Source organism: Paraperibacillus marinus, assembly GCF_046237605.1.
GTDB lineage: Bacteria > Bacillota > Bacilli > Bacillales > DSM-1321 > Paraperibacillus > Paraperibacillus marinus.
This window is the reverse complement of the sequence record NZ_CP143542.1, coordinates 2,040,804-2,058,174: the sequence shown is the minus strand read 5'-3', so window position 1 is coordinate 2,058,174 and position 17,371 is coordinate 2,040,804. Positions and strand designations below refer to the sequence as shown.

Here is a 17,371-nt window from a genome sequence, read left to right as displayed (position 1 = left end):
CTTTTATTTGTAACAAAAACAGATAATTCACAGACAGGAGGATTTACTTGTGATGCCTTTAATAAAGTCTATAAGGGAGGAATCGTACCCCCTTACTGGCAAAAATGATCTGGACGGTTTAATCGGCAGAATGGGCAGCCCTAAGTTTGTACTGCTTGGGGAAGCTTCTCATGGTACATCGGAATTTTATACAACGCGTGCCGAAATCACAAAGAAATTAATTCAGACAAAGGGTTTTTCTTTTATTGCAGTAGAGGGCGACTGGCCTGCGTGCCAGGCTGTCAACCGGTATGTTAAGGGCTATGATTCGGATTCAGGTTCAGCGCGCGAAGTTCTAAAAAGCTTCGACCGCTGGCCAGAATGGATGTGGGCAAACGAGGAAATCATTGATTTGATAGAATGGCTCAAGGAACACAACTCCTCCGGGGAAGTTTCCCCCAAGGTAGGTTTCTATGGAATTGATGTCTACAGTCTGTGGGAATCCATGGATGAAGTGATCCGTTATTTAACCGAGATTGATTCTCCGGAGCTTGAAGGCGCGAGAAAAGCATTCAGCTGCTTCGAGCCATTTAACCGGGAAAATGAAAAATATGCAGTGTCTGCAGGCATTTATTCAGAAACCTGCATGGAAGAGACGTCAAAGCTTCTGACGGATATCCAAAAGAAAAAAGGAAATTATCCGCATGAAGAAGAGCTCGACCTGAATCTCCAGGTGAATTCATTGGCCGTTTATAATGCAGAAAATTATTACCGGACGATGGCTGTCCATGATGAGAAGTCATGGAATATCCGGGATATGCATATGGTGGATGCGCTGAATGAAGTGATGTCCTATTATGGAGAAAAAGGCAGGTGCATCGTTTGGGAGCATAATACCCATGTTGGGGACGCCAGCGCTACAGACATGAAGGATTCCGGAATGATCAATGTCGGCCAGCTTATCCGGGAGCAAAATCTAAAAGAAGATGTATACATCATAGGATTCGGCACTTACCGGGGCACCGTGATTGCAGCTGATGAATGGGGAGCTGCTTTCGAGGTGAAAAATGTGCCTCCTGCGATGAGAGGAAGCTGGGAATATGCCATGAACGCTGCCGGCCAGTCCGATAAAATCCTTGAATTCACAGATTTAAACAGGCATCTTTTTCAAGAAAGAATCGGGCATCGTGCCATCGGTGTGGTCTATCAGCCGCAATATGAGCAGTTTGGCAACTATGTTCCTTCCGTCATGGCGGAACGGTATGATGCCTTTATTTTCATCCAGGAAACCAGGGCACTCAGACCACTGTCTTTCAAGAATGCAACAGTTATGTAAAGAAAAAGGCCGTCCCTTTATCGGAAAAGGGACGGCCTCATTGCTATGCACTCACTACTGTAATCTTGCCTTCTTGCAGTTCTGCACGCAGATTTTTCACATCTGGCTTTTCAAAGATGAAGTCTGCGATTCCATCTTCCAGCTGTTCCTGGATAACCCTGCGGAGCGGTCTTGCCCCAAATGCAGGATGATAGCCCAGTTCTGCAATTTTTCCTTTCACATCAGAAGTCACTTCGAGGGAAAGTCCCTGCTCTTCGATTGTCTGGTACAAGTCTGAAAGCATGATATCGACAATCTTCAGTATATCTTCCCTGTCCAGTTCCGAGAATTCTATGATGCTGTCAAAACGGTTCAGGAATTCCGGCTTGAAATAGCTGCCAAGCGTCTGCAGGATGGATGCCTGTTCGACTGCTGAATTGGCACCAAAGCCCATGACCTTGCGCTTTTCGCCCACACCGGCATTGCTTGTCATGATAATGACAGTATCCTTAAAGTTAACAGTCCTTCCCTGGCTGTCCGTTAAACGGCCGTCCTCAAGAATCTGGAGGAACATGTGAAGAACATCAGGATGCGCCTTTTCCACTTCATCAAGCAGGATGATGCTGTATGGCTTGCGCCGTACTTTTTCAGTCAGCTGCCCTGCTTCCTCATGACCAACATATCCCGGAGGGGAACCTATCAGCTTGGAGACGCTGTGTTTTTCCATATATTCACTCATATCAAGGCGAATCATGGATTCTTTTGAACCGAATAATTCTTCCGCAAGTGTACGGGTCAGTTCCGTTTTACCGACCCCTGTCGGACCGACAAACAGGAATGAACCAATCGGGCGGGTCTTGGCTTTCAAACCGGCCCTGCTGCGTCGGATTGCCTTAGCCACTTTCTTAACTGCTTCTTCCTGGCCGATTACCTTCCTGGATAATTCCTCTTGAAGGCGGTTCATGCGTATCTGCTCGTCTTCTTGCAATTTACCGACCGGAATGCCGGTTTTTTGTTCAATGATCTGCTGGATATGCTCAACAGTCACTACAGGCTTGCTGCCTGCGGTTCCGGCTGAAAGAATGTTCTCAAGCTGCTCTTCTTCATCACGAAGTTTGGCTGCTTCTTCATAGCTTTCTGTCTGAAGAGCTTTGTCTTTGTCCTTATGAATCTGTGCCAGGCGGGCTTTAATGTCTTCTTCCTGGCCGCCTTCTATGGTCAGATTCAGCTTGGATCCTGCTTCATCCATCAGGTCGATCGCTTTGTCCGGCAGGAAGCGGTCCTGGATGTAACGGTGTGAAAGCTCGACAGCTGCCTGAAGGGATTCGATGCTGAACGTTACGTCATGGTAGGCTTCGTAACGGTCCTTCAGCCCATTCAGGATCTCCAGGGCTTCCTGCACAGTCGGCTCGTCAACTTGTACGGGCTGGAATCGGCGCTCAAGCGCCGCGTCTTTTTCAATTTTCCGGTATTCAGCCAGGGTCGTTGCCCCCACAAGCTGCATTTCACCGCGTGCCAAAGCAGGCTTCAGGATATTGCCGGCATCCATGGAACCTTCTGCTGAACCGGCACCAACAATCTGATGAATTTCATCTATGAACAGAATCACATTTTTACGTTCTTGCAATTCCTGGATCAGCTGTTTCATTCTTTCCTCGAACTGCCCGCGGATTCCGGTGTTTGTCACTAGGGACGCAACATCCAGCATATATACCTCTTTGCCGCGGAGCTTCATAGGAACCTTTCCTTCAGCAATTTTCAGTGCGAGCCCTTCAGCAATCGCCGTTTTACCAACACCAGGTTCACCGATGAGGACTGGGTTGTTTTTGTTTCTTCTATTTAATATTTCAATCACACGGCTTACTTCGTCTTCACGGCCAATGACAGGATCGATCAATCCTGCATGTGCAGCATTTGTAAGGTTCCGGCCATATTGATCAAGAAGTCCGCCTCCTCCCTGCTTAGTCTTCAAGCTTTGACCCTCAGCTTTTTGGAAGTTCATGGCTTCGGGATTCATGCCGAAGGACTTAAATAGATCATCAAATGCCCCCATAGAAGAGAATTGGCCTCCGCCCATAGCAGCCCCTAATTTATTTCGTTCTTCTTTAAAGCAGCGGGAGCACAGATGGAAGTCCTGGTTTTTGCCATTAAACATTACTCTAAATTGAACACTTGCTTCGTTTGTTTGACATTTTTCACAATTCACAAAGTACTCCTCCTTATATATCCATTCATTATTATTAGTAAATTGACTTTGACTTTCTTTGACTTTCTGTTTTTATTATACATTGACCTATTTTGACTTTCAAGTGTTTTGATCAAAAATATCATGAATGTGAGATAAATAATTTTCTTCTTTCTATTCCTCTCCCTACCCAATACCACCATGTTGAAAAACTTGCATAGTAAGAAACATGAGCTGTGTAATGGTTATATACAGCTTAAAAGAGTGTCTGGACTGGGCGGTTGACTTCATAAAAAAGTTTTTACAGGAATGTTTAACTCAATAACCCACGGGTATTTAAATACTGTACAAGAGTTAAACAAATATTAAACAAGGAGATTAAAACATGAAAACTTTGAACACAATCGCTCTTATTCTGTTAATTGTAGGCGGACTTAACTGGCTTTTAGTCGGACTTTTCCAGTTCGATCTAGTAGCTGCTATCTTTGGAGGGCAAGATTCCATCCTAGCACGTATCGTTTATGTAATCGTTGGTCTTTGTGCCATCTACTCACTTAAGTTCTTACCGCTTGTTAACCATCGCGGCCGCACATATGCAGACTGATTCGCATAAGAAAAGCCATCCAGTTCATCTGGATGGCTTTTCTTATGGATTGAGCGATTGGCCTTCTTCTATAATATGGTGGAGTAGATGGCCGAGATGCTGAAGCGGCCCATATTCCTGTTCTTCGTCTTCCTCCGCTTCACTTTGTCCGCTTAGGAATAGCGCAGTGAATTCATAAAAATCTTCAAGTGTAAAAGAATAGTATGCTTTGGGTGTTTCGCTTTCACCCTCAAACTGGACGATCATGTAAGAAATATCTCCGTCGGCGTCTTCCGCATCCATAAACACAAAATACCCTATATTGGTATCCAGGTCGAAAAGATGGCGGGCCCCGCCTGCTGCTGATTCGTCGAATTCTTCACTATTGAGCTTTTGGATCTGCATCGTATCCACATTATCCTCCTGATGAAAACTGACGACAAATGACTTCATTCGATCATCCTCCTCTATTAATAATTTCATACGTTTTAATATACCCTTCACGGCCGTCAAAATATCCTCTGTATCACGATTAACATCATTCCAGACCCCCAGGATTTCCGAATCGGCACTTTAGCGGTATAATGATGGAAAGCAATTTAGTGGAGATGATTTGATGAAAAAAGAATTATTCTGTTCCGAATCTAAAGTGGTCCATACCGATCTGGTCCTGCCCAATGATACAAACAATCATAATACTCTTTTTGGCGGAGTTTTAATGAAAAAAATGGATGCGGTCGCCGCTATTGCTTCCAGGAGACATTCACGCAGCGATGTTGTAACTGCTTCTACTGATTCTGTTGATTTCCTGGCACCCGTCTATCCGGATGATTCACTCTGCCTTGAAGCCTATGTGACTTATACAGGACGAACCTCCATGGAGGTTTTCGTAAAAGCCATTGCAGAGGATCTTGCGACAGGAAAACGGAGAATTTCCGCAACTGCATTCTTGACATTTGTTGCCCTCGACGAGAATGGAAAGCCTTGTTCGGTACCTTCTGTAATCCCACAGACTCCTGAAGAAAAAAAGCTGCATGAAACAGGGGCAGACAGGGCTGAAATAAGAAAAATGAGACGCAAAAGCAGCAAGGAACTGGCAGATGTCATCAATATCGATAAACCCTGGACATAGGAAAGACTGTCAAGTTAGAAGAAATGGCACCGGGACACATATGAGGGATGAGAATCCACTCATGCGTTCCGGTGCCACTTCTTTATTGGACAGCCTTTTTTTTATTCTCCATATTCATTTTACCGGCCAGATCCGGGAAATCAATAAAGGGGTTACGATTTCCCTGCAACGCATGAATGGCCGCGTTCCGATGTTTTTCATATAGGGTGACAGGATTGCCCAAATGCCATTCAATCATTAAGTCCATGTCGGCCCTATCAAGAAAATCACTGCCATAGCGGATAAAGAAATAAAGGGTGGCACGGGCTGCCTGGCCCTTGCCATACTGCGGCTCAAAGAAATTGTTCTCTGCCTTCCCGCACCCTTCCCTCACTTCCAATGCAAGGGGAGGATAGCCGGGGAAATCATAGTAGGGCGAATTTCCGCGCCTGCTGTTGCAGGACGGCTCGCACGCAAATAAATGATGCAGATCCCCCCTCATGGGCTCTTTCTTCCTAAACCATGATTGAGGGACAACATGCTCGCAATTCAGCTTTACATCCCCGGCAAGAACACCTGCCTCACCAAACTGTTTCAGTGCCGCGATATCTGCCTCGATGGCAGAAACCGGATCGATCCCCGTACCGGAGTATATGCTTTTTAATGTCATATTCTCATGCAGGTCGACCCAAGGATATAAATGGCGGTAGGGTGCATAGGATAATGTCTGCCTGTGAGTATCGCTGACCAGTTTTGCAAGATTCTGCAGTACCCCGCTGCCGCCGCTGTCAAAGCCCGTATAGTATGCCAGTTTATTCTGTTCATCCTGCCTGGCATCATAGTAGGGCATCTGCGCAGAACTTTTAAGCAAATCCATCGCTTCTGCATACTGTTCCTTTTGTTTTTGATCCATCAGATGGCAGCCGGCTGGACAATGGAAGCCTTATTAACAGCTTCTTTCAGGATGTCAGGTGCTGTCAGGTATACCAGCCCATTTCCCTCAAATCTTGGAGAATTACCCAGCGGAATTGTCCTCTTGATCAGCTGGGCATATAATTCCGGCTCAGTGAGTGACCTTCCAAAGCTTTCATTTGCCAGGATTTTGACCAGGGCCAGGGCTCCAGCTACATGTGGAGCTGCCATGGATGTACCAGAGAGCCTAGCATATTTCCCACCAGGATATGTGGAGATGATCCCTTCGCCAGGGGCCACCAGATCCACTTCTTTGTTGGAGTTTGTAAAATCTGAGGAACGCCGTTCAAAATCAATCGCCCCTACACTGATTACTTCGTTATAACAGCCTGGGTACCCAAGCTCATCGGTATTTTCATCTCCGTCCCCTTCATTGCCAGCCGCGCATACCACCAGGATATTCTGTGCGACTGCTTTCTTGATCGCATCATGAAGTCCCGGATCATCGGCCGGCCCTCCCAGGGACATGGAAATAATATCTGCCTTTTGTTCAATGGCATACAGAATGCCGTTTTTGATCCATTCATATTTTCCGGATCCGTTCTTATCCAATACCTTGACAATCAATAGCTGTGCTTCAGGAGCTGCGCCCGATACACCAGTTTCGTCATAGGATGCAGCCATCGTTCCGGCTACGTGAGTCCCATGGCCGTTATAATCCATGAACTTATCAGGATCGCTGTTATCGTCGGCGGTGAAATTTCTTCCTCCCTTGATTCGTTCCTTAAGGTCTGGATGGGAAAAATCGCATCCTGTGTCAAGAACTGCGATGGTGATGCCCCTTCCTTTTGTCTGCTCCCAAACACTCGGAGCCTGAATGACTTTAATTCCCTCAGGTATTTCCGGCATTTCCTCGACCTGTTCTAAAAATTTGTACGGAATAACTCTGATTATTTGCTCCATCTCATTTCCTCCTCCAGAAAGCGTTTATTTACCTTGGTACTTATCTTTCGGAAACCTGCCCTGGCTAAGGCATGGCCAGTCAGGGAATAATGAGCTGATTCTAGGTGTCACTTCTAGTTTAACAAGCTATACTTTCCAATTAAAGGATATAAAGTATGATTTTTTCTACAAAAATCTCATGGCCCTCTCCGACGATAGCTCTGGATAAAGCAGGATTCTGTCGAAATGAACTTCCTTTTTCAAAACCATGTATGCAAAACGAAAACTGGCAAACGATATGAAGGGATGTTCCTGCATCCCATGCTTTCTCAATCTTCCAGATGAGGTGATAGTCTTGAGTTATCGAGATCAGCTGGATTCACATTCGAAGCTTTTCCATCATAATTGGACAAGGCCTAAACATTACAATTCACAGGTAAATGGACATACGGAGGTTTCCCGTTCAACAGCCATCCTGAGAAGCAATGCAAAGGCACACCGCTGGTAAGAGGGATAAAAGCAAAAAAAGGCGCGCGGCAGGCGCCTTTTTTTTATGGAACATTCACTGGCCCTTAAGAATCAAAAGGCTTTCGAAATATTGCAGAAGCTGGCTGCGCAGTTCCGGCCTGGAAAGCCCGACCTCAGCAATGGCCTTGATATAGCCGATTTTGTCCCCGATATCATATCTGGAACCCGCAAGCTCTACAGCGACAATCCTCTCTGCTTTGTTTTGTCTCCTGAGCGCATCCGTAAGCTGCACTTCATTGCCGGCACCCCTTTTAGTATGCTGAAGGACCTTGAATATTGAAGGCTTTAAAACATACCGCCCCATAACTGCCATAGTGGAAGGAGCCGTGTCCAGGGACGGCTTTTCAACAAGGTCATCAACTTCGCAGACTGAGTCGATCCGGCTGTGATAGCGGATGATCCCATACTTTGAAACCTCAGCCGGAGCCACTTGCTGCACACCGATGACCTGCCTGCCCATCACATCATAAATATCCAGCAGCTGCTTTAGCGCAGGTTTTTCAGATACCATTACATCATCGCCAAGCAGGACCGCGAACGGCTCATTGCCGATGAACTGTCTGGCGCAAAGTATCGCATGCCCAAGGCCTAATGGCTCCTTCTGCCGGATATAATGAATATGGGCAAGCGACGATATCTTCCGGACCTCTTCAAGAAGGTCATGCTTCCCTTTTTCATTCAGCATGTGTTCAAGCTCGAAGGAGCGGTCGAAATGATCCTCGATCGATTTCTTGCTCCGCCCTGTTACAAATATGATGCTTTCTATGCCCGACTCCACTGCTTCCTCCACAATATACTGCACAGCCGGTTTATCCACGATCGGCAGCATTTCCTTAGGCTGGGCCTTCGTTGCTGGAAGAAACCGGGTCCCAAGGCCCCCAACAGGGATGATTGCCTTTTTTACTTTCACCTTAACCCCCTGCTTTCCTTTTTGGATACCATTCAAAGACTCAGAATAGATTTATAGACATGTATATTCATTTGATAAAAAATCATTCAGGCTCTGTATTTAGGGCGCGGCCATTTTGGGAATTTGATGTGATTTGATACTGGTCAGCTGTTATGGATTTTAAACGCGCGGCCTGTTTCGCTTTTAAATATCGAATGTTTTAGTGGGGCCGGCGGGTATTGAAAGCTGGCTGTAGATTTAGCGGTTTGGTTCTCCAAGTCGTTTACGACCAAAACTAGCTTCATTCTGAGTAAAACTGTTCGTAAATGATTTTTTACAACCAAAATCATCCAATTCTAAGCAAAACTGGTCGTAATTGTTTCTTTACCACCCAATTCAGCTTCATTTTAAGAACAAATGGTCATAAAATTTTTTCACGACCGGGACTGTCTGAGCAATAGTAAACGGTCTTAAAAGCCTATCAAACCCAACACTCGCTAATCAGAGAGCCCTGATCAATTAGCTCTTATGGATTAACAATGCTGAATGTCGTCATCAATGCTTTAGAAAGAAAATTTCTAATATGTATTGTCCACCTGCCGGATTTCAGCATATCCTAATATATTCAAAAGCAGCTCTTGATACTCTCTCCCATAACCGCTATAATTTTATCAACTATAATGAAAATTGATGAGGAAGAAAGTAACATGGCAAAAGCAGAAAAAGCGAACCGGGGATGGTGGAAGCCCGGCATCTGCAGGCTTTGTGAAGCGCACTTCTGAAATGCAGCAGGCCGGGGGAAATGTCCCCGTTATCAAGCAGAGTGGTCCTTGTTTGGACAATTAGAGTGGCACCGCGGATAACTCCGTCTCTTTTTTAGAGACGGAGTTTTTGTATTTTCCAGCTGCCCTGCTCTGCCTGACATTTGGCAGAGGACGGCCGGTTACGGACCAGTCAGATGAAGGAGGATGGTTATGGTACATTATCAAAAAAAAGTGGCAGAAGAAATTGAAAAAATACTGGGAGGCTCATTGTCCCTCTCTGAGATCAGCCGGCTATTAGAAACTCCAAAACACACGGAGCATGGCGACCTTGCCTTCCCTTGCTTTCAGCTCGCAAAAAAGCTGAAAAAGTCCCCTGCATCCATAGCTGAGGAGCTTGCACCTGAACTCCAGGGAGAAATCATCGAGAAAGCAATAGCATCCGGCCCTTATATCAACTTTTTTCTGAACCAGGAAAGCGTAATGGATGAGGTTCTGGCTCTCATCCGCGAAAAGGGAGCACATTTTGGCGATTTATCTATCGGACAGAACAGCCATGTTCCTATTGATATGTCTTCACCCAATATTGCCAAACCGTTTTCAATGGGCCACCTCCGCTCTACAGTGATTGGGAATTCCATTGCAAACATTTTGGAAAAATGCGGCTTTGTCGCCGTCAGGATCAATCATCTTGGCGACTGGGGTACACAGTTTGGTAAATTGATCACAGCCTATAAGCTGTGGGGAGATGAGGATCAGGTCAGGAAAGATACTATCAGGGAGCTTCTGAAGCTTTATGTAAAATTCCATGATGAAGCTGAAAAGGATCCTTCCCTCGAGGAAAAGGGCCGGGAGTGGTTCAAGAAGCTTGAGGATGGCGACCCTGAAGCCGTTTCCCTCTGGCAGTGGTTCCGTGATGAATCGCTTCAAGAATTTAATAAAATTTATGAGCTTTTGAATGTAAAGTTTGATTCCAATCACGGAGAAGCGTTCTATAATGACAAAATGGCCGAGGCAGTCCAAATGATTGAGGAGCGGAATCTGCTTGTGGAAGATGATGGGGCCATGGTGGTAAAACTGGATGAAGAAGGCCTTCCGCCTTCACTTATAAAGAAATCGGATGGTGCGACTCTTTATGTGACGCGGGACCTGGCAGCCGCCATTTACCGCCAGAGCACCTATAAGTTTGAAAAGGCTGTCTATGTGGTCGGTAATGAACAATCCTTACATTTCAGGCAGCTCAAGCTTGTCCTGAAGAAGCTCGGCTTTGGCTGGGCAGATGGAATGGTACATGTGCCTTTTGGGATGATCCTGAAAGATGGCAAAAAGATGAGCACCCGGAAAGGGAAAGTCGTTCTGCTTGAAGAAGTGCTGGCTGAATCCATCCAGCTTGCCCAGCAAAATATCCAGGAGAAGAACCCGCATCTTGATAACAAACAGGAAATTGCCCGCCAGGTCGGCACCGGTGCAGTCATATTCCATGATCTGCGGAATGAACGGATGAACAATATTGAATTCTCCCTTGAAGATATGCTCAAATTTGAAGGAGAGACCGGACCGTATCTCCAATACACCCATGCGCGCGCGAAATCCATTTTAAGAAAGGCAGAGATTGAAAAGGATCAGGTATCAAGCCAGTGTACCGGGAGTCCCTTTGCCTGGGAGACGGTCAAAGAACTCGCAGCTTTCCCGGCCGTTATCGAACGTGCTTACACAAGGCTCGAACCTTCCGTGATTTCAAAATACCTGATTGATCTAGCCCAGGCGTTCAACAGTTATTATGGAAATACACGCATCCTAATTTCGGATGAAGGACTTGCATCAAGGCTCATGCTTGTAGAGGCAGTGACAATCGTGCTTAAAGAGGGACTGCGTCTACTCGGCATTGAGGCCCCGGACGAAATGTGACGTTTAAATCTGTATGGCTGCTGTCACCAGCATATATAGAGCAATCAGACCTCCAAGGAAGATGATGGCTGCTGCCACACCTTCCTTTTTTTTGAAATATGGCTGTCCAAATTCTTTTTGTGCCATAAGATAAACAAGAATACCCGGTAAAAACAGGATTAACGTCAGCAATAAATAGGTCAGGCCGGCCGCATATAAGAGCCAAAGGGAATAAAGCATGGCGATTACGCCTATGATAATATTCCTTGAACTGTCTTCTTTCCGATGGATGAATGAATGCTTCACCTGGTAGAGTGCAGCAAAAAAGTAAGGAAGCAGCACCGCAGAAGATGCCAGAGAATAAGCCAGTTGATATGGTTTTTCTGAGAACAGGAAGGTTAAAAGGAAGAGCTGGATAAGCAAATTGGAAAGAAACAGTGAAAAAATCGGAGCTGAGTTCTTATTTTTCAAGCTGAAAATGCTTGGAAACACCTTCTCCCTGCCGGCTATAAATGGAATTTCGGCAGCAAGCATGGTCCACCCCAGCCAGGCTCCCAAAACCGAAACGATCAGGCCGATATTGACAACGGCTGCTCCCCACTTACCTACGGCCTGTTCAAATACATAAGCGAGCGAGGGATTTTTGAGGGCAGCCAGTTCTTCATTGCTCATGATTCCGGCTGAAATGATAGTAATCAATACATAAACGAGAAGTGTGCTCACGAGCCCAATGACTGTCGCCCTGCCGACATCGCGCCGCTCCTTCGCCCTTCCCGACAGCACCACTGCACCTTCAAACCCGACAAATACCCAGAGAGTGATCAACATGGTATTTTTCACTTGCCCCATGATTTCTTTCATGCCTGCCTGCTTACTGCCCCAAAAATGAAATGAAAAGGTTTCTAATTTGAAGGCAGTCATTCCCAATATAATGAAAAGGAGGATGGGTATCAGCTTGGCTATTGTGGTGATCACATTGACAGACGCGGCCGAGTGGACGCCCTGAAGAACCAGAAAATGAACGAGCCATAAAATAACAGAAGCCCCGGCAATCGAAACCAGCTTATTTTCTGAGAATACTGGAAAAAAATAGCCCAGGGCATCCATGGTCAGAGTGGCAAAGGCAACATTGCCTAAAAAGGCCGAGCACCAATAACCCCAGGCACTCACAAACCCGGTGAATTGCCCAAACCCTGCCCTGGCAAAGGCAAATACACCCCCGTCAAGATGGGGCTCTTTATTCATCAGGTTCTGGAAGCTGAGTCCGAGTGCAATAATGCCTGTGCCAGTGATCAGCCATCCGAACAAAATGGCCCCGCTGTGGGCTCCTTGGGCGATATCACTCGGGAGGTTAAATGCCCCCCCGCCGATTACCGACCCGATTACCAATGCAATCAGCGGCCAAAGGCTTAACCCGGCTTTCCTGCTTTGCTGCTCTTCCATTTCTGCCATCTCCTCACGATTTCAGGTGACCATTATCTTCTCCCAGCCTCTTGTTTTTATGTATTACACCATAAAACCACATAAAACAAACAAGAGTTTTCTACTCTCGCAATGCATGAATGGAAAGGAACCTGGACCAGAGCAGGAACAAAGACAATGGGCGGTGGAGCGGAGTAAGGCGCACGAGGAATGCCAGCAAGATAAATGATGTTAACACCCAGCTGCTAAGGAGCTCTTTGAGACATTCAGCTCCGCCCCTTTTACAAAAAAAAAAGAGCTGAAAATCAGCTCCATTTTTCATCGATTATTGCTTCGCCAGAATCTCCGCAACTTTATCTTCTATTATCTTACCCTTTGACCCATCGGTGAGATTATTGAGAAGGATGGAGAAAACCATTCTTTTTCCGCTCTTGGTCTTCACATATCCTGATAATGAGCTTACCGTCGCTATTGAACCAGTCTTGGCATGGATATTGCCGAGTGCGGGCGGATTTTTAAGCCTGTTCCTTAGTGTACCGCCTGTCATCCTGTCACTGATGCCCGCAGCAGGAAGAGAGTGCAGATAGGCAGTAAACCATTCTTCGTCCTGCACAGAATAAAGGAGGTCCGTAAGTTCGTTGGCCGGTATAAGGTTTACATGCGAGATACCCGAGCCGTCACGGATCACCAGCTCATCTGTCTTCACCCCGAATTTCGGCAGTTCTGACTTTAAGACCTCTAATCCCTTTGTCCAGCTTCCCTCACCTTTTTTAACTCTGCCCATTTCCTTCACCAGATGCTCAGCATGCGTATTATTGCTCAGCTTCATGAAAGGAATGAACATATCGCTGAGCGTCATGGATTTATGTACAGCCATTACCTTCGCTTTCTTTGGGGCTGTTCCTTCCTGCAGCTTCCCCGTAATCCTGATTCCCTGTTCAGAGAGTGACTGCCTGAAGACGTTCAGTGTGTAGCCTTCCGGTTCCCACACGGCTATCCACTCTTTCACCGGGTCTGCCCCAATCGGCAAGGTCCCTTCTACTGTCAGCACATTGCTTCCATGCTCCCGTTTCATGGTGATTTTCTTCACTGCTCCCTTAGGGACGGTCTTGGTCTTATTCACGATTTTGAGATAACTGTTCCTTGGCTCCATCTCAATACGGGCAGCGGGTCCGGAGGACTTAGCCGGGTTTACATGGACCATCACTGTTCCGGCATCATAATCCTCATTAGGTGAAAGTGTCAGTGCAGAAACCTGGGCACCGTAGTACTCCATTTCGTCACTCCATGAAAGGTCCTGTGAATAGCGCTCAGAATCATACCATGTATCATCGCTGAGCAAATTGCCTGAGACGGTCTTTATTCCTTTTTTCTTCAGCCCGGCAGCAAATGCGTCCAGGTCTTTCTCAAGCAGGGTAGGGTCACCCTTCCCCTTCAGATAAAGATTCCCTTTAAGAACAGCACCTTTAACAGAGCCGTCCAAAAGCAGCTCTGTCGAAAACCGGTGATTCTCACTCAGGACATTAAGCGCCGCAGCACCGGTGAGAAGCTTCATATTGGATGCCGGTCTCAATCTGGTATTTCCAATATGATCATAAAGCAGCTTTCCGCTATCCGCTGATCGTACACTAACCCCCGCCAAAGCTCCCTTTAAAAGGGGATCATTGTTAAGCAGAGCATTAAGCTCCCTCGTCAATGCCTGCCCGGATTCGTCCGCGCTGGACTTCATTACACTGCCGTCCCAAAACATAAAAAGGGCAGCAAACACGAGCATTGCCGCCAGACTGGCTGCTCCCGCCTTCTTTTTCAAGTCATCCACCTCCAGATCCGTTTCCTTACTTCTTCTCTATTTCTACAAAAATCCCCTTTATTTATCCTATGAGGAAAAAGTAGGAACTTTACCCTGCTGGCAGTAATTTTAGTTAAGCGCATATATCCATAAATCCTGGGGGGGATATATATGTTTAGTTTCAAAAAAATACGCTGCCCATATTCGGGCAGCGGCGGATAAACTAAGGAGAAATCCCTTAGTGATAGTCCATTTCAGTCATGGAGTCCATGTTGCTTGCGATCATGGCAATAATAGTGCTCGCTTCTTCTTTGCTGAAGATGAAGTTGGTTTCATCTTTGATGAGGTCATCATCTTCAGTCCATATCCGGTTAATGCGGCGGAGGACACCATCACCGGTTTCAGGCACAATGCCGAACTGGTAGGTTACTTCTACTTCGTCTTCCTGCATGAATGCGGTGACTTCCGGGGTTTCCCACTCTACATTCACCTGTTCAAGGAGTGCATCTCCTTCACTTGCATATAGCTCGTCATCTCCGCCAGCATATTCTTCATCATCGGCATATTGATATTGAACCTCAAATTCATCTTCATCTGTATCGAAATCCGCCTCTTCATCCATGCTGTATTCGTCTCCATTCATATATTCATGAAAACCTTCATGGACAGCATCCACGATATCCTCAATATCAGACAGGATGATTTTAGCGGCAGAAAGCATTTCTGGTTCGAAGGAATCCATATAGAATTCTTCATTATTGGGATCGTAATTCAGAGTGAAAAAGTACTCCCTTCCATCGGGAGAATCTGTATCATCACTTTCGACATAAAACTCGATCCTTGGATGTTTGGATCCTCTTTCTAAAGTCATATACCCCATTTGATCGTACTTTTGGCAGATGGATTCCAGATGATCCTGGAGTTCCCCTGCAACCCGGTCAAACCATTCGAGTGACATGCTCATCCCTTCCTTTCGGCTAAAGCCTTAGGTCATATATCGGCAGCATCTTGATTGAGAAAGATAAGGTAAATCCACATGCAAAAGTACATGTTCTATCCGTTTAGATTTTCTTCTGAAAGGTGGGGATACTCATTCAAATGTGTATTGCTAGAAACAGCAAATCGGGCAGATTCCAGACTCTCATCAGGCAGCAGCCCGTATAAGGTCCTGGTTTCCCTTTCATGCTCCCCGTGCTTGTGTTTATCCATGATATGAACTCCCTGTCGTATTGCTTATATGCCTGAAGGTTCGAAGGTTTTGCAATCTGTTTCACGGCTGTTTGCTGCCTGTTCACCGCGATGGCTCACCACATAAATCTGAGTGGCTCTGCAGCGTTCGCCGCCTTCATTATGAACACAATTAGCTACTTCACAAAGTACATCTTTAGCCATTATCATTCACTCCCTTCTTTTCTAGGCTCACCAAAAGACGGAGTTCCATTCAAGACAACTTTTGCATATGAGTACAGATTTGGATCAATAATATTCGTTCAGCCATAATGTCGCCGCTGCTATAAATTTTTCAGCAGCCAGCGGCATGTTCTTCATGTTCTGGGCACTGATTCCGATGGAAGTAAATGCTGTTTTTGATGTGAAGGGAACTTTGGCTACCGAATCCGGCAAGGTCTGCAGGGATATCTCGGGGAGTATGGCGATGCCATGGGAGGCAGCCGCCATGGCAATCACCGCCTGATCATCAGTCAGGATAAAAGGAATATCCACAGTAACTTTTTCGCCTTTCAGGATTTTAGTGATTTTTTCTGCAGACGTGCTTTGCAGCAGCAGCTTATGACCTTTCAACTGCCCTGGACGAATGGAACTTTGGGTTAAGAGAGAATTCTCCTTTGGGATGATGCAGAAAAAATGCTCCTGCTTAAGGTGGAGAAAATCAAGTGAGGGAGAGGGCGGGTCCATTAGAAAACCGAAATCCACTGTACCCGCGGTAATCCAGGCCTGAATTTCCTCCTGGCGGCCTTCCGCTACCTCAACGACGATGTCTGGATACTGTTCCGAAAATTTATGCAGCATTCCAGGAAGCCATACAGCTGTGATGGGAGAGAATGCGGCTATCCGGATTTTACCGATTTCCTGGCCTTTCAGCTCGGCCGCCTCCTGACTCATTTTTTCCTGTAGATAGAGAATATCCCGTATGTATGAAAGCATCCTTTCGCCGTTAGGAGTCAGCCTGATGCCGCCTTTATTCCTGATGAGCATGGCAAAACCGAGTTCCTGTTCAAGAGACGTGATCGCATGGCTCACGCCCGATTGAGAAATGTTAAGAGCGGCGCTGGCCTTGGTGAGACTGCCCGCTTCTACTGTTGTATTAAATATTTCATACTTCGCAATCGACAAATTTCATCCCTCTTTATATTCTTTTTATTCATCATACAACAAAAAGAGTGAAAAAAATTCATATTCTCGAATTATGTATAAATTACAAAAGGAAGCAGCAAAGGCCGCTTCCTATTACTTATTTGACAGGGCTAATGATTTCATCAATAATGCCGTAGGCTTTGGCTTCTTCGGCACTCATGAAAAAGTCCCGGTCTGTATCCCGCGCTACCTTATCGAGCGGCTGCCCTGTCCGTTCTGATATAATCTGGTTCAAGTGCTGCTTCAGCTTCAGTATTCTCCTGGCTGAAATTTCAATTTCCGTAGCCTGGCCCCTTGCGCCGCCAAGCGGCTGATGAATCATGATTTCACTATTCGGCAGTGCGCAGCGTTTCCCCTTGGTCCCCGCCAAGAGCAGCATGGCACCAAAGGAAGCGGCCATCCCGGTACAAATGGTCTGGATCTGCGGCTTAATATACTGCATGGTATCGTAGATGGCAAAGCCGGCGGTTACCGAACCTCCCGGACTATTTATATAAAGCGAAATATCTTTATCCGGATTATCTGCTGCCAGGAACAGAAGCTGCGCTACGACACTGTTTGCAGTATGGTCATTGATTTCTTCTCCAATCATGATGATTCTGTCCTTCAACAGCCTGGAATAGATATCATACGATCTTTCTCCCCGGTCAGATTGCTCTATTACATATGGAATTGCACTCATATTGTCCACTCCC

At 46.1% G+C, this 17,371-nt stretch carries 17 protein-coding genes; 5 read left to right on the top strand and 12 right to left on the bottom strand.

Annotation, left to right across the window (positions count from 1 at the left end):
• Window positions 1-52: 52 nt before the first annotated feature.
• Window positions 53-1,315 carry an erythromycin esterase family protein gene (locus V1498_RS10495; protein WP_409299251.1) on the top strand — a complete coding sequence of 421 codons (1,263 nt, stop codon included), beginning with the start codon at window positions 53-55 and terminating at the stop codon, window positions 1,313-1,315.
• A gap of 43 nt (window positions 1,316-1,358) precedes the next feature.
• Here V1498_RS10495 and V1498_RS10490 read toward each other — a convergent pair whose 3' ends face one another.
• A complete protein-coding gene (locus V1498_RS10490) occupies window positions 1,359-3,500 on the bottom strand; it encodes an AAA family ATPase (protein ID WP_409298844.1) in 2,142 nt (713 codons plus the stop codon).
• A 364-nt stretch (window positions 3,501-3,864) separates the two neighbouring features.
• Between V1498_RS10490 and V1498_RS10485 the strand changes: the two genes are divergently transcribed.
• Entirely contained in the window at window positions 3,865-4,083 is a 219-nt protein-coding gene (locus V1498_RS10485; RefSeq protein WP_409298843.1) for a DUF378 domain-containing protein, read from the top strand.
• A 42-nt stretch (window positions 4,084-4,125) separates the two neighbouring features.
• On the opposite strand, the gene V1498_RS10480 is transcribed toward V1498_RS10485, so the two are convergent.
• Entirely contained in the window at window positions 4,126-4,515 is a 390-nt protein-coding gene (locus V1498_RS10480; RefSeq protein WP_409298841.1) for a cytosolic protein, read from the bottom strand.
• Between the two features lie 163 nt (window positions 4,516-4,678).
• On the opposite strand from V1498_RS10480, the gene V1498_RS10475 reads away from it, so the two are divergent.
• Window positions 4,679-5,194, top strand: a complete 516-nt coding sequence (locus tag V1498_RS10475) for an acyl-CoA thioesterase (protein ID WP_409298839.1) — start codon at window positions 4,679-4,681, stop codon at window positions 5,192-5,194.
• Between the two features lie 82 nt (window positions 5,195-5,276).
• Here V1498_RS10475 and V1498_RS10470 read toward each other — a convergent pair whose 3' ends face one another.
• Entirely contained in the window at window positions 5,277-6,086 is an 810-nt protein-coding gene (locus V1498_RS10470) for an endonuclease I family protein (RefSeq protein ID WP_409298838.1), read from the bottom strand.
• Window positions 6,086-7,048, bottom strand: a complete 963-nt coding sequence (locus V1498_RS10465) for a S8 family peptidase (RefSeq protein ID WP_409298837.1) — start codon at window positions 7,046-7,048, stop codon at window positions 6,086-6,088. Before V1498_RS10465 ends, V1498_RS10470 begins: the two co-directional genes overlap by 1 nt.
• 334 nt (window positions 7,049-7,382) lie before the next feature.
• Here V1498_RS10465 and V1498_RS10460 point away from each other — a divergent pair, with 334 nt between their 5' ends.
• Window positions 7,383-7,535: a YpzG family protein gene (locus V1498_RS10460; protein WP_409298835.1), complete on the top strand. Its 153-nt coding sequence runs from the start codon at window positions 7,383-7,385 to the stop codon at window positions 7,533-7,535.
• A 54-nt stretch (window positions 7,536-7,589) separates the two neighbouring features.
• On the opposite strand, the gene galU is transcribed toward V1498_RS10460, so the two are convergent.
• Window positions 7,590-8,465: a UTP--glucose-1-phosphate uridylyltransferase GalU gene (galU, locus tag V1498_RS10455; protein WP_409298834.1), complete on the bottom strand. Its 876-nt coding sequence runs from the start codon at window positions 8,463-8,465 to the stop codon at window positions 7,590-7,592.
• Between the two features lie 953 nt (window positions 8,466-9,418).
• On the opposite strand from galU, the gene argS reads away from it, so the two are divergent.
• Window positions 9,419-11,113, top strand: coding sequence for an arginine--tRNA ligase (argS, locus tag V1498_RS10450; RefSeq protein ID WP_409298832.1), 1,695 nt, complete (start codon window positions 9,419-9,421; stop codon window positions 11,111-11,113).
• 3 nt (window positions 11,114-11,116) lie between these two features.
• Here the strand turns inward: argS and arcD are convergent, their stop codons facing one another.
• The 7 genes from arcD to clpP form a co-directional block, all read right to left on the bottom strand.
• Entirely contained in the window at window positions 11,117-12,535 is a 1,419-nt protein-coding gene (gene arcD, locus V1498_RS10445; RefSeq protein ID WP_409298831.1) for an arginine-ornithine antiporter, read from the bottom strand.
• A gap of 304 nt (window positions 12,536-12,839) precedes the next feature.
• A complete protein-coding gene (dacB, locus tag V1498_RS10440; protein WP_409299249.1) occupies window positions 12,840-14,288 on the bottom strand; it encodes a D-alanyl-D-alanine carboxypeptidase/D-alanyl-D-alanine-endopeptidase in 1,449 nt (482 codons plus the stop codon).
• Window positions 14,289-14,541: 253 nt separating this feature from the next.
• Window positions 14,542-15,261 carry a hypothetical protein gene (locus V1498_RS10435; RefSeq protein ID WP_409298830.1) on the bottom strand — a complete coding sequence of 240 codons (720 nt, stop codon included), beginning with the start codon at window positions 15,259-15,261 and terminating at the stop codon, window positions 14,542-14,544.
• Between the two features lie 95 nt (window positions 15,262-15,356).
• On the bottom strand, window positions 15,357-15,512 hold the full coding sequence (locus V1498_RS10430; RefSeq protein ID WP_409298828.1) for a hypothetical protein: 156 nt from the start codon (window positions 15,510-15,512) through the stop codon (window positions 15,357-15,359).
• Between the two features lie 24 nt (window positions 15,513-15,536).
• Window positions 15,537-15,695, bottom strand: a complete 159-nt coding sequence (locus V1498_RS10425) for a DUF1540 domain-containing protein (RefSeq protein WP_409298827.1) — start codon at window positions 15,693-15,695, stop codon at window positions 15,537-15,539.
• A gap of 84 nt (window positions 15,696-15,779) precedes the next feature.
• Window positions 15,780-16,655 carry a LysR family transcriptional regulator gene (locus V1498_RS10420; protein ID WP_409298825.1) on the bottom strand — a complete coding sequence of 292 codons (876 nt, stop codon included), beginning with the start codon at window positions 16,653-16,655 and terminating at the stop codon, window positions 15,780-15,782.
• Window positions 16,656-16,773: 118 nt separating this feature from the next.
• Window positions 16,774-17,358: an ATP-dependent Clp endopeptidase proteolytic subunit ClpP gene (gene clpP / locus V1498_RS10415; protein WP_409298823.1), complete on the bottom strand. Its 585-nt coding sequence runs from the start codon at window positions 17,356-17,358 to the stop codon at window positions 16,774-16,776.
• Window positions 17,359-17,371: the final 13 nt, after the last annotated feature.